The sequence below is a fragment of the Pandoraea fibrosis genome, from assembly GCF_000807775.2.
In the GTDB taxonomy this organism is placed as follows: Bacteria; Pseudomonadota; Gammaproteobacteria; order Burkholderiales; family Burkholderiaceae; genus Pandoraea; species Pandoraea fibrosis.
In genome coordinates this window covers 3694984-3720686 of sequence record NZ_CP047385.1, presented here as the reverse complement: position 1 = coordinate 3720686, position 25703 = coordinate 3694984, and the positions used below count along the sequence as shown (strand labels likewise).

Sequence of the window (25703 nt, the reverse complement as noted above, 5' to 3'; positions counted from 1 at the left end):
TGTAGTAGGACATTGTCAGGAAAACCGCCGGTGTTTGCCGGCGGTTTTTTTTATGTCTTCACGCGTTGTGCATGCGTCAGTCGAGGGGTGTTTGCACGGCGTCGTCTTGCGCGAGCTTGTCAGCATTGGGCGAGGCGACGGCGAGCGGTTGGTGCACCGAGCGCGCGTAGAAAACCAGCAGTTCCGCGCCGGTCTCGCCTGTCCAGCCCCGATGCGGCACGTCGACGAGTTCCATTACCGTCTGCCCGGCGACGAAGGAATGGCGCGCGCCGTTATCCGCGCGCTCGACGGTAATCTGTCCAGACGCGACATAACCGATGGCCGGCATGGGGTGCGTATGCCAGTCCAGTCGGGTGTTGGGCGCGAGGGTGATGCGCACGAGGGTTGGCTCGGGCGTGCCTGAGGGATATGCCGTATAGCGGGTCTGATCCCATGCGGTCGTCGATTTCACGAGGGTTTCGGTGCTGACGTCGGCGCGGTGGGCGTTGTCGGCGATGGCAGAGGGGGAGGCGACTGCGGCGATCGAGAGCGCAACGGCGCCAAAAAGGTGACCGAGACGCCGTTGACGGTGAGGGCAGGAAGGGCGCAGCACGCGTGTGGTGGACGTTAGAAGATGCATGTTAGGAGGGTCAAGGAGGTGAGGGAGGCGTCGGAGCCTGCAAAAGGGCTTCACGCCGGCGTTGTCTGGCCGCTAAGCGGTGCCTGACATCCTCAGGCGGCGCCGCGCGGCTGCGGGCAGCCTAAGGCTGGAAGGCCACCCAATTCCTTTGTGGCCCCACATTTCGGAGCCTTCACAAGCGCTGAGGGGCGGGAGGGCGCATGACACGCATCGGTGTTAAAATGTCGGGTTTCGTGGCGCAATTTTGTGCCGCCGCACTTTATTTCCCCGGATACCGCCTGTGCTGTCTACTGCCAATATCACGATGCAATTCGGCGCCAAGCCGCTCTTCGAGAACATCTCCGTCAAATTCGGCGGGGGCAACCGTTATGGCCTGATCGGCGCCAACGGCTGCGGCAAGTCGACGTTCATGAAGATCCTCGGCAGCGACCTGGAGCCGAGCGCCGGCAACGTCATGCTCGAGCCTAACGTGCGTCTCGGTAAGCTCAAGCAGGATCAGTTCGCGTATGAAGACATGCGCGTGCTGGACGTCGTGATGATGGGCCACACCGAAATGTGGGCCGCCATGAGCGAGCGCGACGCCATCTACGCGAATCCGGAAGCGACGGACGACGACTACATGCACGCGGCCGAACTCGAAGCGAAGTTTGCCGAGTACGACGGCTATACGGCCGAAGCGCGTGCCGGCGAGCTGTTGCTGGGCGTGGGCATTCCCATCGATCAGCATCAGGGGACGATGAGCAACGTTGCGCCGGGCTGGAAGCTGCGTGTGCTGCTCGCACAGGCACTGTTCTCGAACCCGGACGTGCTGTTGCTCGACGAACCGACCAACAACCTGGACATCAACACGATCCGCTGGCTGGAAGACGTGCTCAACGAGCGCAACTCCACCATGATCATCATCTCCCACGATCGCCACTTCCTGAACGCCGTGTGCACGCACATGGCCGATATGGATTACGGCACGCTGAAGATCTATCCGGGCAACTACGACGACTACATGCTGGCCTCGGCACAGGCGCGTGAGCGTCAGATGGCGGCCAACACCAAGGCGAAGGAACGCATCACCGATCTGCAGGACTTCGTGCGCCGCTTCTCCGCAAACAAGTCGAAGGCACGTCAGGCGACGAGCCGTCTCAAGCAGATCGACAAGATCAAGGTCGAAGACATCAAGCCGTCGTCGCGCCAGAACCCGTTCATCCGCTTCGAGTTCGAGAAGAAGCTGCACAACCTCGCGTTCGAATTCGAGGGTATTGGCAAGTCGTTCGATCGCCAGATTTTCAAGAACTACTCGGGCGCGGTGCGCGCGGGCGAGCGGGTGGCGATCATCGGCGAGAACGGCGCCGGCAAGACCACGCTGCTGCGCAGCCTGATGGCGGACCTGCCGGTCGATGAGGGCCACGTGAAGTGGGCCGAGAACGCCAATATCGGTTACATGCCGCAAGATACGTCGGAAGCCTTCCCGGAAGACGTGTCGCTCACCGACTGGATGACGCAATGGGGGCAGGAGGGCGACGACGATCAGGTGATCCGTGGCTCGCTGGGCCGTCTGCTGTTTGGCGGCGACGACGTGCGCAAATCGGTGCGCGTGCTCTCCGGTGGCGAGAAAGGCCGCATGATCTGGGGCAAGCTGATGCTGGGCCGTCACAACGTGATGATGATGGACGAGCCGACCAACCACATGGACATGGAGTCGATCGAGTCGCTGCAGATCGCCCTCGACAAGTACCCGGGCACGTTGATTTTTGTGTCGCATGACCGCGAATTTGTGTCGGGTCTGGCCACGCGCATCATCGAAGTGAAGAACGATGGCACGCTGATCGATTACGCCGGCACCTACGACGAATACCTGGCCAGCCAGGGCGTGGAAGTCTGACCTCGATCGTCGAGACGTTCGCGCAACACGCGTAATACCGACAGGGCGCTTGCATGGCAGGCGCCCTGTTTGCGTTTACGGGGTGGCTGGGCGAGGCGATGCTGGTGGCTGGCATAGGTGTTGTCCGACCATGTACTGGGAATACCGGAAGGCGCGGCTCGGCGCCGCCCGATTTCGATGCGAGACCGGGAGTCGCGGAGGAGAGCGGACTACAATACCCGTTCGACGTTCATCTGCCAGCAGGAGACATTGCATGATTACGTACGACAAATTCTTCATCGACGGTCAATGGGTTGCGCCGGTTGGGCGCGGCACGCTGGATGTCTTCCACTCCGCCGATGCGAAGCTCATGGGCCGCATTCCCGAGGGGGCGGCGCAAGACACGGAAGCGGCGGTGGCCGCCGCGCTCAAAGCGCGCGATGCCTGGGCGGCGACGCCGCCGGCCGAACGTGCAGGCTACTTGCGAAAGATCGCTGCGGGCCTGAAGGCGCGCACGGACGATCTGGCAAACGTCATTACGGGTGAGACGGGGATGCCCATCAAGCTTGCTCGCGCGATTCAGGTGGGCGGCCCGGTTTATCACTGGAACAAGTACGCCGAGCTGGCCGAGACATTCGAGTTTGAGGCGCGCGTGGGCAATTCGCTGGTGGTGCGCGAGCCGGTGGGCGTGGTCGGCGCAATTACGCCGTGGAACTACCCGCTCAATCAGATCACGCTGAAGGTAGCGCCAGCGCTGGCCGCAGGATGTACGGTGGTGCTCAAACCATCGGAGGTGGCGCCATTCAACGCGTTCATTCTGGCAGAGGTCATCGCCGAGTCGGGCCTCCCGGCAGGCGTGTTCAATCTGGTCACGGGGCTGGGGCCGGTCGTCGGTGAAGTGCTCGCACGGCACCCCGATGTCGACATGGTGTCGTTCACCGGTTCGACGCGAGCCGGCAAACGTGTGTCCGAAGTGGCATCCCAAACGGTCAAGCGCGTGGCGTTGGAGCTGGGGGGGAAATCAGCCTCGGTGGTCCTTGACGATGCCGATCTTGCAGCAGCGGTCAAAGGCACGCTCAACGCCTGCTATCTGAATTCTGGCCAGACGTGTTCGGCCCACACGCGCATGCTCGTTCCCGCCTCGCGCTATGAGGAAGTCAAAGCCCTGGCCAAGGAGGCTGTGGCCCGCTTCACGCTCGGCGATCCGCGTGAGGAAACGACGCGTCTCGGACCGCTCGCATCTGCCGCACAGCGCGAGCGAGTGCAGACCTATATTCGCAAGGGACTTGCCGAAGGCGCCGAACTGATCGCTGGCGGCGATGCCGTGCCGGCAGGCTTCGAATCGGGATTCTTCGTTCAGCCGACGGTGCTGGGGCGTGTGACTCCCGAGGCGACCGTCGCGCAAGAGGAGATTTTCGGCCCTGTGCTTTCCATCATTACGTATCAGGACGAGGCGGATGCCGTGCGCATTGCGAACGACTCCATTTACGGACTGGGGGGTGGCGTGTGGTCAGGGGACGAGTCGCGCGCGGTGCGTGTAGCCCGTCAGATTCGCACCGGGCAAGTCGACATCAATGGCGGGGAATTCAATATGCAGGCACCGTTCGGCGGCTTCAAGCAGTCGGGGCACGGACGGGAAAACGGTGTGTACGGATTCGAGGAATTCCTCGAGTACAAGTCGCTGCAATTCAAGTCTGCGAAGTCGTAGATCCGTTATCGCAATAGCGCATTGCCGTGCCTTCGCGGTTGATGCGCTCCCAGATTGCAGCCTTCTCTTCGTCGGTGAAGAACACCCAGTTCGACACTTCGTAAGCGGTACGGCCGCAACCCTTGCAGACGTCGTCGAAGAGCGTCGAGCAAACGCCAATGCAGGGGCTGTCGGGGCGGTCGTGCAGTTCGGACATAGGGGAGGCGGATTTGGCCGGAAGCGGCCAGGTGTTACAAGGATTCGCCATTATCTCACCGATGGCCTGAGCGGCTGCCATTCCCCTATGGCAGGGTGCCGGCGGTGGACTTTTCGGCGAGTTTCAGGTTGGCAGTCCTCAAATCTCATCTAACGACGGTGGTGCTCTATGCTGCGTAGCTGGCAACTGTTTGCGCTGGGGTCGGCGTTCTTTGCCGCATTGACGGCCGTGTTCGGCAAGCTCGGGGTGGCGCAAGTCAACTCGAATATGGCCACGCTGATTCGCACGGTGATTATTTTTGCAGTGACGTTGGCGATCGTGGGTATGCGTGGCGAGTGGCAGCGGCCGACGAGCCTGAGCGCGAATACCTGGCTGTTCCTGGTGCTTTCCGGCATCGCGACCGGCTTGTCGTGGCTGTGCTACTTCCGTGCATTGCAGTTGGGGCCGGTGTCGGGGGTGGCGCCGTTGGACAAGCTCAGCGTCGCGATGGCGATGCTGGTTGGCTGGGTGATCCTCGGGGAGCCGTTCTCGCTCAAGGAGGCCCTGGGCGGTGCGCTGATTGTCGCAGGCGCGCTCGTGCTGGTGCTGTAATTCTACCGGGCAGCGACGGGCAACTGGCGCCTCGAGCCGCTGCACCTGCAAGTGGGTCAGCCGGCACCACGGCTTTGTTACCAGCGGAATACGCTGTACCCGATCCGCACCTGCGATGGCGAGTGACGGTTGTAGTCGAGCAGGTCTTCGCCGTAGCCCGTGAAGTAGCCGAGCCAGAGGTAGCCGCCGGTGCCAGGGATCAGCTTGCCGAGCGGATAAGTCACCTGCACATCTACGCTGCCGTAGTTGCGCTTCATGCCCTTGCGCAGCGTGGCGCCTATCTGCCAGCCATTCGGCTTACCCCAGAGCACCAGCAGATCCATATAGCCGCGATAGTTCTGGATATCGCGGTTATCGCTCTTTTCCAGATAGGCGTAGAGCTTCGGTGCGACCGTCCAGTGATATTCGGACGGGTTGCCGAACGTCAGGATCGGCTTGACGAAGACCGTATTGATGCTGCGGGAGTCGTCTCCGGCTTTGCCATTGGACTCGTGCTCGATACCTGCTGCGACGCCCAGCGACGTGAACCAGTTGGCTCGTGCACCGGTATCCGGGAGGTAATAGAACAGGCTTGGACGGTAGTTCGAGTCGCGGAATGGCGCCGATTCGGCCTGCAAGTCCCAGATCGACAACTGCGTGTAGCCGAAATACAGGTTGTCGAGAAAAGACTTCGATGCCGGGTTGTCGGGCTTGAGAATGTGGAACTTGAAGCTGAGCTGGAATCGCGCATTCGCGTCGCCGTTCTTGCCGAAGGCAATGTACATCGGCTCGTTTGACGAAATGCGGGCGAATTCGGTATCGGTGGTCGGCGCAATCGCGTCGGCGGGGGCGCTGGCCATTGCGCCGGATGCTGGAACCGCAGCCGCTGCTGTGGCGCTTTCTCCGGAGGCTTGCGCTGCTGCGCCCCATGCTGCGGCAGAGGCCGGTGCGGCCGCCACCATCGGTTCGGCCGGGGCGGCGCGATCGAGCACGATGGTAGTTGTCGAGGCATCCCAGTCGACTGGCTCGAGACGCACGGTGCCGCGCAATTCCTTCGGGAGCGTGGCGGAATACGGGATACGCCGGAACTGGCCGTTCGACAGCGTAACTTCCGCGGGGGCCACGGCGGCACGCTTCAGATGAAGCAGAGTGGGCTTGAAGTCGTCATTCGAGACACGCACGACGATTTCGTCCGGCAGCTTGATCGTCTCGCGGCCCGGGCTGTCCTGAGTGGCCAGCAGCGTGAGTTGCAACGGTGCGCCGCCCGTGAGGGCGCGTGGTGGCTGCAAGAGCGAGAGTTCGGCATTGGCGGTACTGCTCAGGGCCACGCAAAGGGCAACTGTGCCGATCTGGATGGCGCGCAACGGCGACGGGGCGAATGTGGCGAGATTCGTCTTGGGCATCGGTCCGGTCTGGGTTGGCGACCCCGGGCCGGTGAGCCCGAAGTCTGTTACGACCCGCCTCGGGTGAGTACCCGGAGGTCGGATTCGCGGGCGCAGCAATCGCGTCCGCGAGATTTGGCAAGGTACAGCGCTGCGTCGGCACGTTGCAGCCACGCGTTGTCGTCGTCACCAACGTGCCACTGCGCTACGCCGGCACTTATCGTGAACTGAAGCGCTCGGCTATCGACAGAGATGCGGGCCGTGCGTACCGATTCACACAATCGCTCTGCGGCTTCGAGGGCACGGGCTTCCGTGGCGCCACTCAGGATGATAGCGAATTCTTCGCCTCCCAAACGACCGCAGATGTCATCTTCGCGTAACGATTCGTGACAAAGACGGACAAAGGTGGCCAGCACGGTATCGCCGAGCGCATGACCCCAAGTGTCGTTGATCTGTTTGAAATGGTCCAGATCGACCAGGATCACGCAGGTGGGCGCCCCGGTCGAATCCGCTTTCGAAACCTCGGCCCGCAGGCGTTTGAGGAAGTGCCCGCGTGACAGCGCTCCCGTGAGCGCATCGTATTTGACCTCGTGTTCGAGTGCCGCATTCTTGGCCAATGTGTCGGTCAACTGAAGTTTTTCGCGGCGCAGGTAGCGAACGAGCAGCCAGAGCGCGCCCGCCGAGCTGAGTAGCAGTGCGAAGACCAATGTCGCATAGCGCCGTCGCTCAATGGACAGGCTGCCCAGCGTCGGCGCTTCGTTCATGGTGTAGATGACCAGTTCGCTGTCTGCCGATGGTTCGGCTTCCAGAAGATAGGGCTGGTTGTCGGGGCGCACACGGACCAGACGGGCATGGTGCTCGCCTTCCTCCTCCTCGTGGGCGCGCTGCATGAGTTCCGGTGTGCCGGGCGAGAGGTCGTAGTCTTCGATGGGTGCGACGGTGAAGTCTTCCTGCTGATAGAGATGACGCCGCTCAGGTCGCGTCAGTTTGAAGACCTCGGCGCCGGGGACCGCCAGGCCGGTGAACGTCGGATCGTTGGCGAGCACGATCACGCCGTTGGTGTCCGTAACGAAGGAGGCGCCGGAGTCGACCCAGTGGGCCAGCCGGCGCAGGCCGAGTTTCACGACCATCACACCGACCAGCAGGCCGTCTCGATAGACGGGCGCGGTGAAGTAGATGCCGGGCAGGCCGGTCTTGCGGCCGATGACATATTGCTGCCCGGCGCCGCCGAGCACGGCAGCGTTGAAGTAGCCGCGGTCGCCGTAGTTGTCGCCGACCAGTGAGCTGGTCGTGTACGCATCGCTCGAAGCGATCGTCACGCCATCCGGTGTGCCCAGCCAGACGAGATCCGCACCGAAGTAGAGCTGTGCCGCACGCAGCAGGTCATTGACGGGTTTGAGCACGGCGTTGGCCAACAACGTCTGACGCGCTTTGTCCGGCGGCACCCCCTTGAGGGGATGGGTGGCGATGCTGGCCGCGGCGTCTTGAAGCTGTTCGATCTGGGCAAGCACCTGCGGGATGCCGCGAATCAGGATCAGGTCCTGGTTGACCGTGTGGACGGTGCCGTGCGCGAGGCGGGTCGCAACGCTACGCTCTTCAAAGAGCAGCCGCGCCGAACGGTTCGCCACCAACTGATCGGCGGCGAAGCGGGCCAGCCCCCAGGCGACGAGGATGCACACGAGAACGGCCAGGCCGCTGCGAAAGACAGAAGCGGTGCGGCGAGGATTGAACAGAGCGTTGGTCAACGGCAAAGGCAGTTGCAGACGCGTTTACAGGCGCCCGTGCCAGTCGCGAATGAAGGTCTCGATGTGCCCGGGCGGCAAGGGACGCGTGCAATGATACCCCTGCCAGGCGTGACAGCCCAGCGATGCGAGTGCGTCGCGTTGGGCGCTGGTCTCGACACCTTCCGCAACGGTCTCGATTTCGAGCTTGCGGGCGATGGCGATGATGGCGCGAATCAGTTCCGTATCGTAGCCGCCAAGCAATACACCCGCCACGAACTGGTAGTCGATCTTGACGGTGCCGAACGGCCAGCGTTTGAGGCGCACGAAACTGGAGTAGCCGGTGCCGAAGTCGTCGAGCGACAGGCGCACACCCATCGCGACGAGTTCGTTCATCAGCGTGGCCGCTTCGTCGAGGTGCGAGATCAGCGACGATTCGGTAATCTCGATCTCAAGCTTGTCGGGCGGCACGCGGTGATGCTTAAGCGCGTAACGGACGGTCTCCAGCGTCTGCACGCGCATCTGCTGTGCAGACAGATTCACGGCCACACGCGGATACTCTTCGCCGTCCGTATGCCATTGATCGAGTTGACGGCAAGCTTCGTGCAGGGTCCAGTCGCCGATGGGGCCGATGACGTCGCAGCGTTCGGCGGCCGGGATGAATTCTCCCGGCATGATCAACTCGTCGTCGCGCTGCCAGCGAATCAGGGCTTCGAGTCCGGTCAGGCGGTGCGTGCGCATGTCGATCTGCGGCTGGTAATGCAGACGGAATTCCGATCCCGACAGAGCGCGTCCGATGGCGTTACGCCAGTAGTGCTCGTTGCCGGCTTCGTCCGGCGGCGTGATGCCCTCGGTGGGGGCTGACGGCGCTTCCGTCACCAGAAACCGCGACGCACTTTCCCGAATCGCCTGATCGGCGACGTCGGACGTATGTTCGAGCAAGGTGGCGGGCCAGACCGGCACCTGCGGTAGATGCGTGACCCCTGCCGAGAGAATCGGATAGAGCAAACCATTCCCGCAAGGCACGGGCGATTCGCCGGCACGGATGAAGCGGCGGGTGATCTGCGAGGCGGCTTCGCGGCTGCCGAGGTCACGCAGCAAGATGCCGATCTGCTGATCGGAGACGCGCCCGATCAGGTCGCGACGGCGAATGCGCGAACCGATGCGAAACGCAACGGTGGCTAGCAGGTCGGCGTCCGAGATGGCGGCCTGACTGCTTGCCTTGCGCTGACCGCGCCCCACGTGCAGGACCACCAGCGCACTGTGGCTGCCGGGCGGACTCGGGGTGCGCAACTCCAGGCTGAGGGCGCGCAACAGCCGCTGGCGATCCAGCAGCAGATCGGCAAGGACAACTTGTCGTCGAAGCGCGTTGGTATCGTTCATCTCGGCAGACGGGCAGTCGTCACGCGGACGGTTGAACGTTTGTCATTGCCGCGTGTCATGCCTGCAGACAGAGGAAGCCCACGCGTCGAACAGGTCGTGCCGCCAGAAAACCCTTGAATCATGTTCAGCATAAGACGCGTAAATGTGTCGGCCGTCACGCGAGGGGCGGGCAGGGTGCGCCGGCCGGGGCACCGCATCCCTCGCTATCAGGCAGACCGCGCGCAAGGCGTGGCCCGACTAGAAGCTCGTGCCCGGTCGCGAAACCGGGTCCTTTGACCGTTAACGGCACCCGTCATTGAAAATTGAGTCCGGGTTTCACCTATGGCTGGCACGCTTGGGTTGCGCCAGCCATTCTCGTCCGCGAAGCATGAAATCCCAATAGACCTTTGGCAGCACGTACTTTTTCAATACCCATGCAAAACGGTTCGCATGGGTGCCGTCGATGGGGAAGGTGGGCAGCAGCTTGCCGCCGTAACCAAATTCGGCAAGCACGATCTTGCCGTGTTCCACCGTGAGTGGGCAAGCGCCATAGCCGTCGTAGTGCAACGCGAGCGGGCGGCCGTCCATGGCGGCCAGCAGGTTTTCCGCGACAACGACCGCCTGTTTGCGGGCAGCGGCAGCGGTCTTGGCGTTTGGCGCAGAGATGGCATCGCCCAAGCCGAACACATTGGCATAGCGTGCGTGGCGCAGCGTCGCCGGATCCACGTCGCACCAGCCGGCGGCATCGGCGAGCGGGCTGGCGCGCAACACGTCCGGGGCGCTTTGGGGCGGTACGACATGCAGGAAGTCGAACGGCTTGTCGACGAATTGCGACTGACCGTCGGCGTCGAAAATTTCGAAACGGGCAACGCGCCGTTCGCCATCGACCGCGCGCAAATGCGAGAGGTGATTGAGCGAGATGCGATAGCGCTTCACGTACTCCATGAGTGCCGGGATGTAATCCTTCACGCCGAACAGCGCTGGCGCTACGAGATGAAACTCGATTGTCGTTTTGTCCAGCACACCATGCTGACGCCACGTGTCGGCCGACAGATACATCGCCTTTTGCGGTGCCCCCGCACATTTGATCGGCATCGGCGGCTGCGTGAATAGCGCATTGCCGCCCTTGAATTCACGCACCAGCGACCAGGTATAGGGAGCGAGGTCGAAGCGATAGTTGGACGTGACACCGTTGCGGCCGAGCGTTTCGGTCAGGCCGTCGATGGCTTCCCAATTCAGTTGAAGGCCCGGCGCCACGATGAGGTAACGGTAGCCGAGACGGCGGCCGTCCGAGAGCAGGATTTGCTGATGGTCCGGGGCAAATGCCGTCACTGCCGCCTGGATCCAGTTCACCCCGTCGGGGATGACGCTCGCCATCGGGCGCGCGGTGCGCGCGGCATCGAACTCGCCCGCGCCAACGAGCGTCCATGCCGGCTGATAGTAGTGCGTGTCCGCCGGGTCCACGATTGTGATCGAGAGCGAGGGACGGCGGCGGCGCAAGCTGGCGGCGACGGAAATTCCTGCCGCGCCAGCCCCCATGATCACAATGTCGGCGTTGCGCTCCGTCGCGGGTGTTGGCGTAGCGGATACATCGCTGGACATAAGGTCTCCGACAAATGAACAAAAATTGGAACGGATTGCGACATATCGATGCGCACTTCCTGCGCGGCACGCCATGGCGGTTCATGCGAACGATTGGCTACTGGTGCGCCGCGTGCGGGACATTGTATAGAAACTATGCTGATTTGCCCCTGCTTTTGCGGGGAATACGGCATTCATCACAATCATTGCGGCGTTCAGCGCAATACCATGGCGAAAGCGTTTGAAAGGCACGCGACGGTCGTGCGCCGCTCGGTGCGGGCGATGTGCGCTGTCTGACGAAGGGGGAGGCTGGCGCGCGCCGCATGAAGCGACGAGCTGCGACCAGTGCGACGAGAGCGCCGACAAGACCGGCGGGGAACGCGTCACCGATGGGGTGACGCTCTTTCGGTCTATGTATGCAGATGTTCGTGATCGCAGGCGACTTCGATGGGATCGGTATCGGTATGGCAAGCGCAGGCTTCGCCGTGCGCGCCCTGCATGAGGGCTCGCAGAATGCCGCAATCACTGGTTTCGTGACGGCTCCGGCATTGCGCCTGAAGGTGCAGCAGTTGCTGTTCGAGCGCCTGCAACTCATGAATTCGCGAGTGCACACGGGCGAGATGCGCTTCGATCAGTTGGTTGGCGTCTTCACACGTCACGCTCGTGTCGTGGGCGAGTTCGCTCAGTCGCTTTGCATCCGCGAGGGGCATATCGAGCGAGCGGCAATGGCGGATGAAGCGCAGTGCTTCCAGATGGTCGTGGCCGTAGGTGCGATAGCCGGCGTCGGTCCGCGGCGGCGCCGACAGCAGGCCCGCGCGCTCGTAATAGCGGATGGTTTCGACATCGGTGCCCGCTGCTCGGGCCAATTCGCCGATTTTCATGCTTGACTCCGTAGTCACTACAGGGTTTTGAATGCAGGGTAACACGGATCAGACAATCAGGAGTTCACATGTCCAACCCCTCGGAGTCGGCACGTCTGGCGGGCTCGGCAGCGGCCGATCGCAAGGCGCATGACCACGGGGAAGCCCCGGTTCATGCGCATCGTCACGATCAGGGGCATCAGCACGATCATTCACATGACCATCGCCACGGGCGCGACCACGAACATGGGCACTCGCACGATCATGCGGCATCCCGGGCGTCCGGCGCGGTGCATCGGCATGAGGGATCGTCCTGTTGCGCAGGTGACACCATTTTGACGCCCGCGGCGCCGATCCCATCGACGGGCGCGCCGCAAGCCCGATTCCGCATCGATCAGATGGACTGTCCGACGGAGGAGCGCCTCATCCGCGATCAACTCGAGCGCCGACCCGGCGTCGACGCGCTGTATTTCAATCTTCTCAAGCGCGAACTGACGGTCGTCTTCGACGAAAACGCCTCGACCTCCGATGTCACGCAGCATGGGGCGATGGTCGCCGACACACTGCGCAAGCTGGGCATGACGCCGGTGCCGCTCGTCGCCGACAGCGCGAACTCGGCGCCACCGCCCGCGAACCACGGACGCGACGTCCTGCGTCTGGCCGCGGGCGGTGTACTGGCAGCGGCAAGCGAGGTCGCGGTGTGGTCGGGGGTGCCCGAGCACAGCCCGTGGGTCGGTGCCATGGTTGTCGTCGCCATTCTGGCGTGCGGTCTGCCGACCCTCAAGAAGGGCTGGATCGCGTTACGGCACTTCACGCTGAACATCCATTTCCTGATGTCGCTGGCCGTGATCGGTGCGATGTGCATCGGTCAGTGGCCGGAAGCCGCCATGGTGATCGTTCTCTTTGCGCTTTCGGAAAAGCTGGAAGCGGCGTCGCTTACGCGGGCGCGGCGCGCCGTAGAAGCGTTGATGCGTCTGGCACCGGATCAGGCATCGGTCGAACAGGCGGATGGCTCGTGGGCGGATGTGCCTGCGGCGTCGCTGTCGATCGGGGCGCGCGTGCGTGCGCGTCCGGGCGAGCGCATTGCCATCGACGGCGTGATCGAGCAAGGCAGTTCTGCACTGAATCAAGCCTCGATTACGGGGGAGAGCGTACCCGTCGACAAGACGGTGGGCGACGACGTCTATGCGGGCAGCATCAACGAGAGCGGTCTCATCGTGTATCGCACGAGCGTTGTGCCGGGCGATACGACGCTCGCGCGGATCGTGCGCATCGTCGAGACGGCGCAGCAGCAACGTTCGCCGACGCAGCGCTTCGTCGATAAATTTTCGCGTATCTACACGCCGGTCGTCGTGCTCTGCGCACTGCTCGTCGCGCTTGTACCGCCGCTGGCTTTCGGTCTGGCCTGGTCGCCATGGATCTACAAGGCGCTTGTGATGCTGGTGATCGCTTGTCCGTGTGCGCTGGTGATATCGACGCCGGTGACGGTCGTGAGCGGTCTGACGGCAGCGGCGCGTGCCGGCATCCTGATCAAGGGGGGCGCATTTCTGGAGAGTGGCCGTCTGATCAGGACGGTGGCCGTCGACAAGACAGGCACGCTCACCCGCGGCGAGCCGCGCTTGACCGATGTGGTGCCGCTGGGCGAAACGTCGCATGACGAAGCATTGACGCTCGCCGCCGCACTCGATGCGCAGACAACACATCCGATTGCGCGCGCGGTTGTCGACGGCTATACCCAGGCAGGTCTGGGTGCCCTCCCGCCGGTGACGGACTTCGAGGCGCTCGTTGGCATCGGCGTGAAGGGGCGCGTGGGCCAAACGTTGTACTACCTCGGCAATCACCGTCTGATCGAATCGCTTGGCGTGTGTAACGCCCGCGTGGAAGCAGAATTGGCGCGTCTCGAAGCGCAGGCTCGCACGGCCATCGTGCTGGCCAGTGAAACGCAGGCGCTTGCGGTGCTTGCCGTAGCGGATACGTTGCGAGAGGAAAGCCGCGAAGCGGTCGCGCGCTTGACGCAAATGGGCGTTCGCACCGTCATGCTGACGGGCGACAACCGCGCCACTGCGCAGGTGATCGGCGAGCAGGCGGGGGTGACCGAAGTGCGTGCAGAAATGCTGCCGGAAGACAAATGGCAGGCGGTCTGCGCGTTGCGCGAGACATTCGGGCACGTCGGCATGGTTGGCGACGGGATCAACGACGCGCCGGCACTGGCGGCGGCAGACGTCGGTTTCGCGATGGGGGTGACCGGTACCGATAGCGCGCTCGAGACGGCCGACGTCACGTTGATGGACGACGATCTTCGCAAGCTGCCGGCGTTTCTCGCGTTGTCCAGGCGCTCGGCGACCGTGCTCAAGCAGAACATCGCCGTGGCGCTCGCTATCAAGGCGGTGTTCTTTGCGCTGGCCATTGCAGGGCTGGCGTCGCTGTGGATGGCAGTGTTCGCCGACGTGGGCGCCAGCCTGCTGGTGATTGCCAACGGTATGCGCCTGCTGAGGGCAAAGGTCGCATGAGGGGGAACGATCTGATGCCCGCCGTGTGCGGCTCAGCCCTTGCGCATGCCGCGCTCGAGGGTATGCGCGTCGGGTAACTGGCAAACCACGTGGGCGGCGCGACTGGTGGCGTTCACGATAATCGTGTCGAGGCGTCCGATCAGAACGTCGCGCTGCGCGGCCGAGATCGGCGCGTCCTCGAAGACGCGCTGGGCCACAACGGCATCGTTAAGGTGCCCCAGCAGGGACTGTGCTGCGTGCAGGGTGTCCTGGTAGGGCAGGCGGACCGATTTGCGCAGCCATGGCGTCAATGCTTCGGCGCTGTAGCGGGCCTTCTTGATCTTCACGCGCAACGCGTGCAACTGCTCGGTGTCGAGCATCGCCAACTGGCGGCAATCCGGAAATAGCGAAATGTAGCGAGCCCGGAGCACGTTACGAGCGTGCTTTGCCAACGCGCGCGGCCGCTTCCCCGGTGTGCGCGAGGGGCGTCGCAATGCCTTGGCGGCCTGTCGTTCGGCGCGGCCGTTCTCTCCGATACCAAACGCCTTCAACAGCAACGCATGCAAGGCCCGTTGACGTTCGCTGGCCAGCGCCTCGGCGGCATGCGCGCGGGCGTCGCTGCGCAGTGTCGCCACGTGGGCGTCAATGGCGGGCCAGTCGATATCGGGATGTTCCGTGCGTAGTGCCGGCAGGGTCGTTGTCGCTAACACGTCGGCATCGCGCGCGGGGCCCATCGTATGGCCGAGCCAGCGCAATTCCGCCTTGAGTCGACGATGCCAGCGGGGCTTGAGCCAGGGTGAAAAGACGTTGATCAGCGCGCGCAATCGTCGCGTTGCAATGCGCAACTGATGAATGGCTTCCGGATCGAAGGCCGCGCCGCGCGCGTCGCTCGCTGGCTCGTGCGGCAATGACGGCCACTGTCTCAGCGGGAGTGAAGCCAGCGTGACCAGCAAATGCGCTGCGGACATGCGCCGCATATCGGCGGCGTCGAGCGGCACGATAGCGTCCGCGTCGGCTGAAGCGGTCGCGGGCGAAACCTCTCCGGAGGCGGCGATGGCCGCTGTCGTCGCGCGTGTCATGTCACGCAACATAGCATAGATGCTTTGGGAAATGAGCCGGGAAAAAATGGGGGGCGACCCGATGACGCGGGGCACGATGCAACGCGATTTACGAAAGCCTGTCGGTTGTATGAGCCGAAACGGTGGGGGCGTAACGAGGGGTACGGCGGGGTATGGGAGGGGGATTGCCGAAATGCATTGGCAGGCAGCGTCGACGCGAAGGCCGGGCAGGGTGCTGCTGTCGCGGGCGCCTGTCTCCGAAGTTCGGTGTGCAGGACACCCGCGAGGCGCGCAACATCACATCAGTCGTGGTCCTCGCGAGAGGATGATGTGACGCTTATCCAATGCCACATGCCGCAAGGCAGCCATGCAGGCAAAAAGATAGGCCGGCACGGAGGCCGGCCTGCGCGCAACTGGTGTTACCGCTTGTTCACGGCGTCCTTGAACGCCTTGCCAGCCGTGAACTTCACGGTCTTGGCAGCTGCGATCTTGATCGCTTCGCCCGTCTTCGGGTTGCGGCCGGTACGCTCAGCGCGCTTACCCGAGCCGAATGAGCCGAAGCCGATCAACTGAACCGTGTCACCCTTGGCGACGGCTTTCTTGACCGCCTCAAGCACGGCGTCGAGAGTTTCGCTGGTTTGAGCCTTGCTTGCACCCGTTTCGCCAGCGACGGCGTCGATCAGTTCCTGTTTGTTCATGTGTGTTTCCCTTGAGAGGTGGTGAATACCGGCGACAACTCTAACACTTCCGCCATTTGGCGAGTGTCGGTGTTGTATCCGCGCCATAAGGCACGCGGCGCACGCCAGAGTATCGCCTTCTCGGCACGTTATGCAAACGCAATCCGAAGATTCGCCTCGTCACGTATCGAGAGGGCGCCGGCACTGGCCGGGCAGCCGCATTATAGAGCCATCGGCGGGCTGAGGGCCAGTCCTGACAACGGTTTGCGGCGATTTTGTTGTGCTATGTCGCGTACTTTCTTGTTCTTGATGGTAAAAGCCCGGTAACTGCGGGCATCTCCGGTCACCGTCGCTCGCAATCCCTTGCTGGGCGGGCTTTGGAGGTTTCCCTAACGTTTTAGGGGTTGCGTAGCGGGCCGACTTTTGGTTGGCATGGCGGTTGCCGTATCTGGATTGCCTGGAATTCATTGGCGTGTCATCTGACTTAACTAGCGTAGCGCCGCACGATAGATCACGCGCCGCTGCGTGCGTCCTACACTCGAATAGCGGTGAACGGGCCGCACCGCCGGACGCTTTTGAGGAATCGCTTTCATGCTGCTTTGTCAGATTACGGACCTTCACATTACGCGCCCCGGCTGGCTTGCCTGCGGTCGCGTCGATACCGCGCAAGCCTTGCGCCGTGCGATTGCGACCATCAATCGCTGGACACCGAGGCCTGATGCGGTCATCGCGACCGGCGACCTCGTCGATACGCCACATTTTTCGGAATACGAAGTACTTCGCGAGTGCCTGACGGCGCTCGCAATTCCGGTGTATCTGGTCGTGGGAAATCACGATCACCGAGAGGGGGTGCGTGCTGCATTTCCGGAGCATGCCTATCTCCATACGGCCAGCGAGTTTGTGCAGTACCGCGTCGATCTGGGGCCGCTTACCGTGCTCGCGCTCGACACGCAGGACCCACCGAACGCCGGCGGTCATTTGTGCGAGACGCGACTCGCATGGCTCGATGAACAACTGCATGCGTGCGAGGGACGTCCAACGATCATCGCCATGCATCATCCGCCGTTCGACACCGGCATCGAATTCATGGATGGGTACGGCCTGACGGCGCAGGGTCGGGCAGGTTTCGCGCGTGTGACGTCACGCTATCGTCACGTTGAGCGAGTGATCTGTGGTCATCTGCATCGCAGCATCCAGGCGAGCGTGCAAGGGGCGCCGGGCATCATGGCAAGCACCTGTGTGTCGACGGCGCATCAGATCACGCTTGGACTCGCGCCCGGTGCACCGGGATCGATCACGCTGGAGCCGCCGGGCTTCGCGTTGCACCTGTGGGAACCGGGGGCGGGCGTGCGCACGCATTTGGCGTATGTCGGCCCACACGACGGCCCGTATTCGTTCGACGGTGAATCGGTCTCCTGAAGGATTCATGCGGATGTGCGGCGCGAAAAAATGGGGACGAAAGTAGGACTGAGCGTGTGTAAAGTGCAATCCCATCAAACATAAGAGATCAGTTCGGATCTGCAGTCACAGGCCGTCCCGACGGGGAAGTATCGCGGGACGGGAGCGACGGGTATTGCCACGAGAACTGCCGATCCGTCGCGCAGGGCCCCGGCCGAAGACGCCTGGCAGGGCACATTCCGTTAACGGGGAATCATGCGAACCGCCATCGCGCAGCGCTTGCGCGAACGCCCACGTTCCGCGCTGGGCATTTCGATGGTATGCGAAAACGCGAAGCCATCGATGCCGCGCGTGCGCCCCCGATTGATCTCAATTTCCGCGAACACCACGTGACCGCCGCTACGCCCAACGAAGCCGAACCGGCACGCAATGCCCAGTCGCCGGCACGCGTGCGCAGCTCGCAGCCGCTCGGCAATCTCGGGCGGTGGGGGCGCTGGATTGCGCCAGCCATCGCACGTCCGTTTGCCATGCTGGAAGTGCTGGGCGGCACGGCGCTTGCGGTGCTCGTCGCCTGGCGGTTGCGTCCGGACGATCCGTTACTGCTTTACACGCAGTTCCCGTGGTTATGGCTCACGTCACTCATCGCTGCATTGCGATACGGGGCGCTGGCGGGAACGGCGAGCGGACTGGTGCTCGTGGCCGCCTGGTACGCGCTGTGTGCACCGGCGGGCGGACCGTTCCCGATGGTGCACTTTGCCGGCGGCATGACGGTGGTCCTGATTGCCGGGCATTTCTGCGACATCTGGTCTCACCGGGCCAATCGGGCGCAGGGCATCAATGCGTATTTCAGCGACCGGCTCGTCGCCATCACGCACAACCACTATCTCCTGCGGGTCTCGCACGAACGGCTTGAGCGCGATTTGCTGGCGCGCCCGGTGACGTTGCGTGATGCGTTGACGCGTTTGCGCGATCTGACGGTGCGGCGGGCCGGGGACGTGCATGGGCACGCGGGCGGGCTGCCGAATGCGCAGCCAATGCTCGAATTCGCCTCACTGACGTGCCAGATCGAAGTCGCCTCGTTATTCCCGGTGCGCGCGGGACGGCTCGTCACCACGCCCATTGCCCGGGTCGGCGAGGGCTTCGAGCCCGATGCGGACGATCCGCTGGTCCAGCATTGTCTTCAGGAGGGGACGCTCGCGCATGTGCGCGCTGACGACCCCGCCGGCGACACCAGCCCCTATCTCGCCTGCGCGCCGTTGCTCGATAGCGATGGCACGTTGGTCAGTGTGCTGATCGTACGTCGCATGCCGTTCCTCGCGCTCAATCACGACAATCTGCAATTGCTGCTGGTCCTGCTTGCCTACTACGCCGATGGAGTGGCGCATCAGCCATTGGTGGCCAGTGTGCGCGAGTCGGTACCGCAAGCGCCTTACGATTTCGCGCTCGAGCTGGGCCGTCTGGCGCGGCTCAAACGCGCAAGCGGCATCGAGTCTTCGCTGGTTGCGCTGGCGTTCCCACGCGGTGCGCGAGGCGACTCGCTGTTCGAACAAACGGTGCGTCAGCGCAGGGCGCTCGATGCGCTGTGGACCATCGGCACACCGCGTCGGCAGATCGCTATCGCCTTGATGCCGATTACCGACGAACACGGGATCGATGGCTATCTGTTGCGCGTCGAGACACTCTTGCGTCAACAGTACGACGTCGATTTCCAGAGCGGTCACATCGCGGTGCATACGGCGCATGTGGATGCCGATGCGCCCGGCGACGGACTGCTCAAACTGATGGAGCGCTGCGTCGACCATGCCTGAGCGCACCTCGCAAGGCGAGCGCATGACGACCGGACGGCGGCGACGTCAGCGCCCTGTCGGCAGCGGCCTGCGTTTGTTGCAACGGGCATTCGCGTTGGGGCTGGCTGTCCTGGCGGTGGCGGCGCAGGTACAGGCACTGCACCTCGTGATTCAAAGCGAGGTCTGGCAGGCAGCGCTCGCGGACGGCGGCGTGCCGCGGGTATCGATGGGGGCGGTGCTGGCCTGGCAAGCCATGGCGGCGCTACTGGCGGGCGGGTTTGTGTCTTGCGTGCTGCCGGTCGGCTATCGCGCCCGGCATAGTGCGTTCTGGCATATCGCGCTTATCACCTTCTTCCTGCCCTGCGCAGGTCTGTGCGTCGTACTGGCCTTGCTTTTGCTTGGCTATCTGTTTCCCCCGCCGCGCGAGGCGCAGGCGGCTGGCCGGGTAACGCCCCCGGGCTTCATCTCGCATCTCGTGGCGCGCGTGCGGCATGGTGCCGGAATGCGGCTGCGGGCGCGGCTGCGCAATCTACGCGGCGAGCGCGACGACCGTGTGGCGGCGTTGATTTCGGTGCAGGCGCTGCCATCGCGCGTCACGAGTGAAATCGCGCGTGACCTGCTGGCCGACCCGGTGGAGGAAGTCCGTCTGCTGGCATACGGCATTCTCGACGGGATGGAGAAGCGCATCATGCAGCAGATTTACGCCATGCGTGAGCGGCACGCCGCAGCGCAGGACGAAGACGAGCGCGCTCATGCGTGCCGTTGCTTGGCGCAGCTTTACTGGGAGTTGATTTATCAGAATCTGGTGCGTGGCGAAGTGTTGCGCTTCACATTGGCGCGCGTCGAACAGTTCGCGCGCGACACGCTGGAGCAACACGAAGACGACGCCTCGATGTGGTATCTCCTCGGTCGTTGCGCGTTGCTGCGCGAGACGCCAGACGTGGCGGAGATGTACCTGCGTCACGCCCAGTTCCACAGTTTTCCGACGGAACGCCTGTTGCCCTGGCTCGCGGAGGCGGCGTTTCAGAAGCGTCGTTACGACCGGGTGTCGCAACTGCTCGGTGGGCTGGGTTCGAGCGCGACGGGCGCCAAAGGCGCGGCAGCCTCGCCGGCGGTGCAGCCTGCTGTGCGCTTCTGGACTCGGTAGCCGCCATGTCCAAGCGCACGCCCGGCGATCCTCTGGATTCGCAATCGCCGCTACCGCAGCCTTCGCCACTGCCTGTCGGCGAGGCGGCGTCGCCGGCAGACGTCGCTGACATCGCGCTTCTCCTCGAAGGCACGTTCCCGTATGTACAGGGCGGGGTGTCGTCGTGGGTCGATCTGCTCATTCGCGCTTTTCCCGAGTTGACCTTCTCGGTGGTGTTCATCGGTAGTCGTCGCGACGACTACGGCGCGCCGCGCTATCCGATGCCAGCGAACGTCGTTCACTTTGAGGCGCACTTCCTGTACGAAATCGCCGACACCCCGGTGAGGGCCACCGTGAGCCAGGGGCAGACGCGGCGGGGCTCTGGCGACCCGGAAGCCTTCGCGCAGATTGCCCGGATGCACGATCTTTTCCGTCAACGGCATGAACGACACGGGGGACGTGAGGCCGCGGGCGACGACACGAGCGTCGACGATCTTCACGCCATGCTGTCGCGAATTCTGCCGATGCTGCGCGACGGCCGGGCGCTGGCGCAGCCGGAATTTCTCCATAGCGAACGTGCCTGGGATTTCATCACGCAGCGTTACGAGCGCTTCTGCCACGACCCGTCGTTTACCGATTACTTCTGGACGATACGCGCGATGCACAAGCCGATCTGGCAACTCGCAGGCATCGCAGGCACCTTGCCGCCGGCCCGCATGTATCACACGGTTTCGACGGGATATGCCGGGCTGCTGGGGGCGATGTTACGCATGAGTACCGGCCGGCCGTTGCTGGTGACCGAACACGGCAGCTACACGAAGGAGCGCAAGCTCGACCTGTTGCAAAGCGAGTGGCTGCGTGACAATCGCGGTCCGTTCGAGCGCGACATCTCGCGGGTGGGCTATTTTCAGACGCTGTGGATGCGTTTTTTTGAGGCCATCGGCCGGGTCTGCTACGACACGGCGAACGAGATCGTCTCGCTGTATGAGGGCAACCGTCTGCGTCAGGTGAGCGACGGCGCCCCCGTGCACAAGACGCGCTGCATCGCTAACGGCGTGGACATCGCGCGCTTTGCCGCGTTGCGTGCGGATCGGCGCGAAACCGACGCTCAGACGGATCGCTCGGACATCCCTGCGGTCGTGGCGCTGGTGGGACGTGTGGTGCCTGTCAAGGACATCAAGACGTTTCTGCGCGCCATCTTCATCGCCTACCGCGAGCGACCGGACTTGCAGGGCTGGATCGTCGGACCGGATTCCGAAGACGCGGGATATGCGCAGGAATGCCGCGACCTGGCGGCGAGTCTCGGTATGGAGTATCAGGTGCAATTCATGGGATACCGCGAGATTGAATCGGTGTTGCCGCACATCGGCGTGTTGGCGTTGTCGTCCGTGTCCGAAGCCTTGCCGCTGGTCATGCTCGAAGCGGCGGCAGCAGGGGTGCCGGTCGTGGCGACGGATGTCGGCGCCTGTCGTCAACTGATCGACGGAGACGGCGCAGAGGATCGCGCGCTTGGCTGCTCGGGGCGCATCGTGCCGATGGCCGACCCGGAGGCACTGGCCGCGGCCATCGTCGACGTGCTGGAGCCCGACGCCTGGCATGCGGCGAGCCGCGCGGGCATTGCGCGTGTCGAGCGTCATTACCGGCTAGACGCCATGCGCGACGCGTATCGCACGCTGTACCGGCGTTGGATGGACGGAGGGGATGACTGATGGCGGGGATCGGTTTCGAGTTGCGTCGCCTGCTGCGCAGCGACTCGCTGTCAGGCACTTTCGCGGCGTACAGCTACGCGGGGATCATCAGCGCCGGGCCGCTGGTGCTGTCGATGGTCGGCGTGGTGCTCGTCGGGCTCATGAGTCTGACCAACGTCCAACCGCACGAGGTACTCACGCAATTTCAGGTCTCGGTCACGTATCTGATTGCCTCGAGCGTCATTGCCACGGGCCTCATTCAACTCGCGTTCACCCGTTATCTGAGCGACCGGCTGTTTGCTGGCGATACGCAAGCCGTGATGCCGTCGTTCAATGCGGTGACGCTGGTGACCACCGTCGTGCTCGGGGCTGTAGGTCTCGTATTGTCCGAGACGCTTTTTTCGACGCTGCCGTTGGCGTATCGCTGGCTGATGTGGATCGGCTTCGTACTACTCGGCAATCTGTGGATCGTGGTGCTGTTTCTCACGAGCGTGAAGCAGTATCGGGCGATTCTCGGCGTGTTCTGCGCGGGCTACAGCCTTTGCGTGGTCAGCGCCGTGCTGTTGGGCCGGTTTGGGCTCGCGGGCTTGCTGGGCGGCTTCGTGATCGGTCACACATGCCTGCTGCTGGGACTCACGGCCATCGTGGTGCGCAATTACCGCACGAACATCTGGCTGTCGTGGTCGGTCTTCGTGCCGCGCAATCTGCGGCTCTCGTTGGTCGGCGTCGGCGTGTGCTTCGGTCTGGGTGTGTGGATCGACAAGCTGATCTTCTGGGCGTCGCCCGCGACCGGCATGACGATCATCGGGCCGTTGCGCGCCGCGCCCATCTACGATCTGCCGGTGTTCCTGTCGTACCTTTGCGTCATTCCGGGCATGGCGGTGTTTCTGCTGCGTATCGAGACGGATTTTGCCGAAGCCTATGCCGGTTTTTTCGACGCCGTGCGGCATGGCGGCACGTTGCGCCAGATCTCGACGTCGCGGGTATTGATGGTGCGCGCGGTGCGCACGGGGCTCTACGAGATCCTCAAGGTGCAGGCCGTCGTAACGCTGCTCGTCTTCGCGTTCGGCGACGACATGCTGAGGCTCGTGGGTGTGCCCGAAGCATGGCAGGCATTGCTTCGCGTCGATGTCGTTGCCGCCGGGCTGCAAGTGCTGTTGCTCGGCGTGCTCAATGTGTTGTTCTATCTGGATCGGCGCCGCGACGTGCTGATGCTCACCTCGTTGCTGGTGGTGCTCAACGCCGCGTTCACGTGGGGCAGCTTGCAATACGGGCCCGCCCTGTACGGCTATGGGTTCGCGCTTGCTCTGCTGTGCGTGCTGGGGCTCGGCGCACACCGGCTGGCCCGCCGGCTCGCGGCGCTCGAATACGACACCTACATGGGGCAGCGGGGATAATCCACCGAAGGGGAGAGACGTGGCGCGAGTGACCCCGCATCCCGTTGGCGCCTGAGCGGCGGCTGGAGTAATATCGCGGGTCTCACACGTGGGGGCGTGCGGCCCGACCCGTGGGGTACCGGGGGCGCAACGGCGCCACACGGGCGTTGCTAAGGCATTTTCATGAACAATCTGGGCACTATTCTTGTCACCGGTGGGGCCGGCTACATCGGCTCGCATACGTGTGTCGAGCTTCTGGCGGGCGGCTACGACGTCGTTATCGTCGATAACCTTTGTAACAGTCACCCCGACGCGGTGGCTCGCATCGAGCGTATTGCCGGTCGTGCGCCCATATTCGTCGAAGGCGATGTCTGTTCGCCGAGCGTCATGGACGATGTCTTCGCCCGTCATGAAATCGATGGCGTGATCCACTTTGCCGCATTGAAGTCCATTGGCGAATCGCTCGATAAGCCGTCTCTCTATTACCGTAACAATCTCGGTAGTCTGCTCACGCTGATTGAGGCAATGGATCGCCACGACGTGCGGCATCTCGTGTTCAGTTCGTCCGCCGCCGTGTATGGCTATCAGACATCGGTGCCGATCGATGAAACGGCATCGCTCTCGACGGCCAATCCGTATGGCCACACCAAGCTGATGGCGGAGCAGATCCTCGCCGATACGGTGAAATCCGATTTGCGCTGGCGTGTCGGGGTGTTGCGTTACTTCAATCCGGTGGGCGCGCATGACAGCGGGCTGATCGGCGAGGACCCGGGCGGTGTGCCCAACAACCTGATGCCCTACGTTGCGCAGGTTGCCGTGGGCAAGCTGCCGAAGCTCAAGGTCTACGGCGGCGACTGGCCGACCCCCGATGGCACGGGCGTGCGCGATTACATCCATGTGGTGGATCTGGCGCGCGGCCATTTGGCGGCGCTGGCGGGCCTGCACACGCTGGACGCGGGTTTCACCGTCAATCTGGGGACCGGGCGAGGGCACAGCGTGCTTGAGGTCGTGCAGGCATTCGAGGCTGCCAGCGGGCGCAAGGTGCCGTATGAGATCGTCGACCGCCGTTCGGGCGACGTGGGGGCGTCTTACGCCAATGCGTCGCGTGCACAGGCCTTGCTGGGCTGGCGCGCCGAGTACGACTTGGCGCGTATGTGCGCCGATCACTGGCGTTGGCAGCACCAAAACCCTGATGGATATCAATCGTCGCGCTGATCGCCCTGCGGCCCTTCAGCGGACAAATGAAAGCAATTCCCAATTGGGGTAAAATAATCGGGTTTTCCCGCCCAAAACTGAAAGTGCGTGTACCTGATGCGCCTGGAGTCCGGGCATCGGGCCATTAAGGTGGGCTCGCGTAGGTGTTTCAGGCGTCCGGGCCGTTTGCCCCGCCGAAGTGCCGCGCCGCCGCCCTTCGTCTAACGTCAAGCCACTATGAGTACTCAGAATCAACAGACTGTGCTGGAAGTCCACCACTGGACTGATACGTTGTTCAGCTTCAAGACCACTCGCGACGCGTCGTTCCGTTACGTCAATGGCCAGTTCACGATGATCGGGCTGGAAGTGGAAGGCAAACCGCTGCTGCGTGCCTACAGCATGGCCAGCGCGAATTACGAGGAAGAGCTGGAGTTCCTGAGCATCAAGGTGCAGGACGGCCCGCTGACCTCGCGTCTGCAGCATTTGAAGCCGGGCGACAAGGTCATCGTTGGCCGCAAGCCGACCGGCACGCTCATCAACGACAACCTCCTGCCGGGCAAGAATCTGTATCTGCTGTCGACGGGCACGGGACTCGCACCGTTCATGAGCATCATCCGCGACCCGGAAGTCTACGATCGCTACGAACACATCATTCTGGTGCACGGCTGCCGTTTCGCGAGCGAACTGGCCTACCGCGACCTGATCACGCAGCATCTGCCGGAGCACGAGTACCTGGGCGAGTACATCCGCGACAAGCTGATCTACTACCCGACGGTCACGCGTGAAGAGTTCGAGAATCAGGGCCGCATCACGGAACTGGTCGAGTCGGGCAAGATGTTCACCGACATCGGTCTGCCGGAATTCAGCCCGGAGAACGATCGCATCATGCTGTGCGGTAGCCCGGCCATGCTCAAGGACACCCGCGAGTTGCTGGAAAAGCGCGGTTTCGTCGAAGGTCACAACCACGCACCGGGGCACTACCTCGTTGAGCGCGCGTTTGTGGGCTAAGCGATTGCCGTCTTAAGCCGGCACGGCAAGCACGACAAGGAAAAGGCC

General features: G+C 63.2%; 20 protein-coding genes. 11 read left to right on the top strand and 9 right to left on the bottom strand.

The features are described 5' to 3' along the window. Nucleotides 1–76 precede the first annotated feature (76 nt). Nucleotides 77–619, bottom strand: coding sequence for a cupin domain-containing protein (locus PI93_RS16295; protein ID WP_052240989.1), 543 nt, complete (start codon nt 617–619; stop codon nt 77–79). Nucleotides 620–899: 280 nt separating this feature from the next. Between PI93_RS16295 and PI93_RS16290 the strand changes: the two genes are divergently transcribed. Both PI93_RS16290 and PI93_RS16285 read left to right on the top strand, forming a co-directional pair. Next, nucleotides 900–2495 carry an ABC-F family ATPase gene (locus PI93_RS16290; protein WP_039374399.1) on the top strand — a complete coding sequence of 532 codons (1596 nt, stop codon included), beginning with the start codon at nt 900–902 and terminating at the stop codon, nt 2493–2495. A gap of 253 nt (nt 2496–2748) precedes the next feature. Continuing rightward, nucleotides 2749–4182: an aldehyde dehydrogenase family protein gene (locus PI93_RS16285; protein ID WP_039374400.1), complete on the top strand. Its 1434-nt coding sequence runs from the start codon at nt 2749–2751 to the stop codon at nt 4180–4182. Here PI93_RS16285 and PI93_RS16280 read toward each other — a convergent pair. Further along, the gene (locus PI93_RS16280; protein ID WP_039374401.1) at nt 4163–4378 is read right to left on the bottom strand and encodes a DUF1289 domain-containing protein; all 216 of its coding nucleotides are present in this window, start codon (nt 4376–4378) and stop codon (nt 4163–4165) included. The two genes, PI93_RS16285 and PI93_RS16280, sit on opposite strands and share 20 nt — an antisense overlap. A gap of 168 nt (nt 4379–4546) precedes the next feature. Here PI93_RS16280 and PI93_RS16275 point away from each other — a divergent pair, with 168 nt between their 5' ends. After that, on the top strand, nt 4547–4969 hold the full coding sequence (locus PI93_RS16275; protein ID WP_039374402.1) for an EamA family transporter: 423 nt from the start codon (nt 4547–4549) through the stop codon (nt 4967–4969). A gap of 77 nt (nt 4970–5046) precedes the next feature. Here the strand turns inward: PI93_RS16275 and PI93_RS16270 are convergent, their stop codons facing one another. The 5 genes from PI93_RS16270 to PI93_RS16250 form a co-directional block, all read right to left on the bottom strand. Next, complete coding sequence (locus PI93_RS16270) at nt 5047–6351, bottom strand: phospholipase A (RefSeq protein WP_039374403.1); 1305 nt, start codon at nt 6349–6351, stop codon at nt 5047–5049. A 47-nt stretch (nt 6352–6398) separates the two neighbouring features. After that, nucleotides 6399–8075 (bottom strand): sensor domain-containing diguanylate cyclase, encoded by a 1677-nt coding sequence (locus PI93_RS16265; RefSeq protein ID WP_144400447.1) that lies wholly within the window; start codon nt 8073–8075, stop codon nt 6399–6401. A 24-nt stretch (nt 8076–8099) separates the two neighbouring features. After that, nucleotides 8100–9434: a putative bifunctional diguanylate cyclase/phosphodiesterase gene (locus PI93_RS16260; protein WP_052240990.1), complete on the bottom strand. Its 1335-nt coding sequence runs from the start codon at nt 9432–9434 to the stop codon at nt 8100–8102. Nucleotides 9435–9749: 315 nt separating this feature from the next. Continuing rightward, nucleotides 9750–11015 carry an NAD(P)/FAD-dependent oxidoreductase gene (locus PI93_RS16255; RefSeq protein ID WP_039374405.1) on the bottom strand — a complete coding sequence of 422 codons (1266 nt, stop codon included), beginning with the start codon at nt 11013–11015 and terminating at the stop codon, nt 9750–9752. 389 nt (nt 11016–11404) lie between these two features. Further along, the gene (locus PI93_RS16250; RefSeq protein ID WP_039374406.1) at nt 11405–11875 is read right to left on the bottom strand and encodes a Cd(II)/Pb(II)-responsive transcriptional regulator; all 471 of its coding nucleotides are present in this window, start codon (nt 11873–11875) and stop codon (nt 11405–11407) included. A gap of 68 nt (nt 11876–11943) precedes the next feature. On the opposite strand from PI93_RS16250, the gene PI93_RS16245 reads away from it, so the two are divergent. Next, entirely contained in the window at nt 11944–14364 is a 2421-nt protein-coding gene (locus PI93_RS16245) for a heavy metal translocating P-type ATPase (protein WP_080759410.1), read from the top strand. A gap of 32 nt (nt 14365–14396) precedes the next feature. Here the strand turns inward: PI93_RS16245 and PI93_RS16240 are convergent, their stop codons facing one another. Both PI93_RS16240 and PI93_RS16235 read right to left on the bottom strand, forming a co-directional pair. After that, nucleotides 14397–15434: a CHAD domain-containing protein gene (locus PI93_RS16240; protein ID WP_039376145.1), complete on the bottom strand. Its 1038-nt coding sequence runs from the start codon at nt 15432–15434 to the stop codon at nt 14397–14399. Nucleotides 15435–15820: 386 nt separating this feature from the next. Further along, nucleotides 15821–16099 carry an HU family DNA-binding protein gene (locus PI93_RS16235; protein WP_039374408.1) on the bottom strand — a complete coding sequence of 93 codons (279 nt, stop codon included), beginning with the start codon at nt 16097–16099 and terminating at the stop codon, nt 15821–15823. A 570-nt stretch (nt 16100–16669) separates the two neighbouring features. Between PI93_RS16235 and PI93_RS16230 the strand changes: the two genes are divergently transcribed. From PI93_RS16230 to PI93_RS16200, 7 genes are all read left to right on the top strand, one after another. Then, nucleotides 16670–17497: a phosphodiesterase gene (locus PI93_RS16230; protein ID WP_039374409.1), complete on the top strand. Its 828-nt coding sequence runs from the start codon at nt 16670–16672 to the stop codon at nt 17495–17497. A 299-nt stretch (nt 17498–17796) separates the two neighbouring features. Beyond that, nucleotides 17797–19284 carry a PelD GGDEF domain-containing protein gene (locus tag PI93_RS16225; RefSeq protein ID WP_080759411.1) on the top strand — a complete coding sequence of 496 codons (1488 nt, stop codon included), beginning with the start codon at nt 17797–17799 and terminating at the stop codon, nt 19282–19284. Beyond that, complete coding sequence (locus PI93_RS16220) at nt 19277–20410, top strand: hypothetical protein (protein WP_052240991.1); 1134 nt, start codon at nt 19277–19279, stop codon at nt 20408–20410. Before PI93_RS16225 ends, PI93_RS16220 begins: the two co-directional genes overlap by 8 nt. A gap of 5 nt (nt 20411–20415) precedes the next feature. After that, nucleotides 20416–22098 (top strand): GT4 family glycosyltransferase PelF, encoded by a 1683-nt coding sequence (pelF, locus tag PI93_RS16215; RefSeq protein WP_080759412.1) that lies wholly within the window; start codon nt 20416–20418, stop codon nt 22096–22098. Continuing rightward, nucleotides 22098–23474: an exopolysaccharide Pel transporter PelG gene (gene pelG, locus PI93_RS16210; protein WP_039374411.1), complete on the top strand. Its 1377-nt coding sequence runs from the start codon at nt 22098–22100 to the stop codon at nt 23472–23474. Before pelF ends, pelG begins: the two co-directional genes overlap by 1 nt. Nucleotides 23475–23636: 162 nt before the next feature. After that, a complete protein-coding gene (gene galE / locus PI93_RS16205) occupies nt 23637–24668 on the top strand; it encodes a UDP-glucose 4-epimerase GalE (protein WP_039374412.1) in 1032 nt (343 codons plus the stop codon). Between the two features lie 216 nt (nt 24669–24884). Then, nucleotides 24885–25655 carry a ferredoxin--NADP reductase gene (locus PI93_RS16200; protein WP_039374413.1) on the top strand — a complete coding sequence of 257 codons (771 nt, stop codon included), beginning with the start codon at nt 24885–24887 and terminating at the stop codon, nt 25653–25655. Nucleotides 25656–25703: the final 48 nt, after the last annotated feature.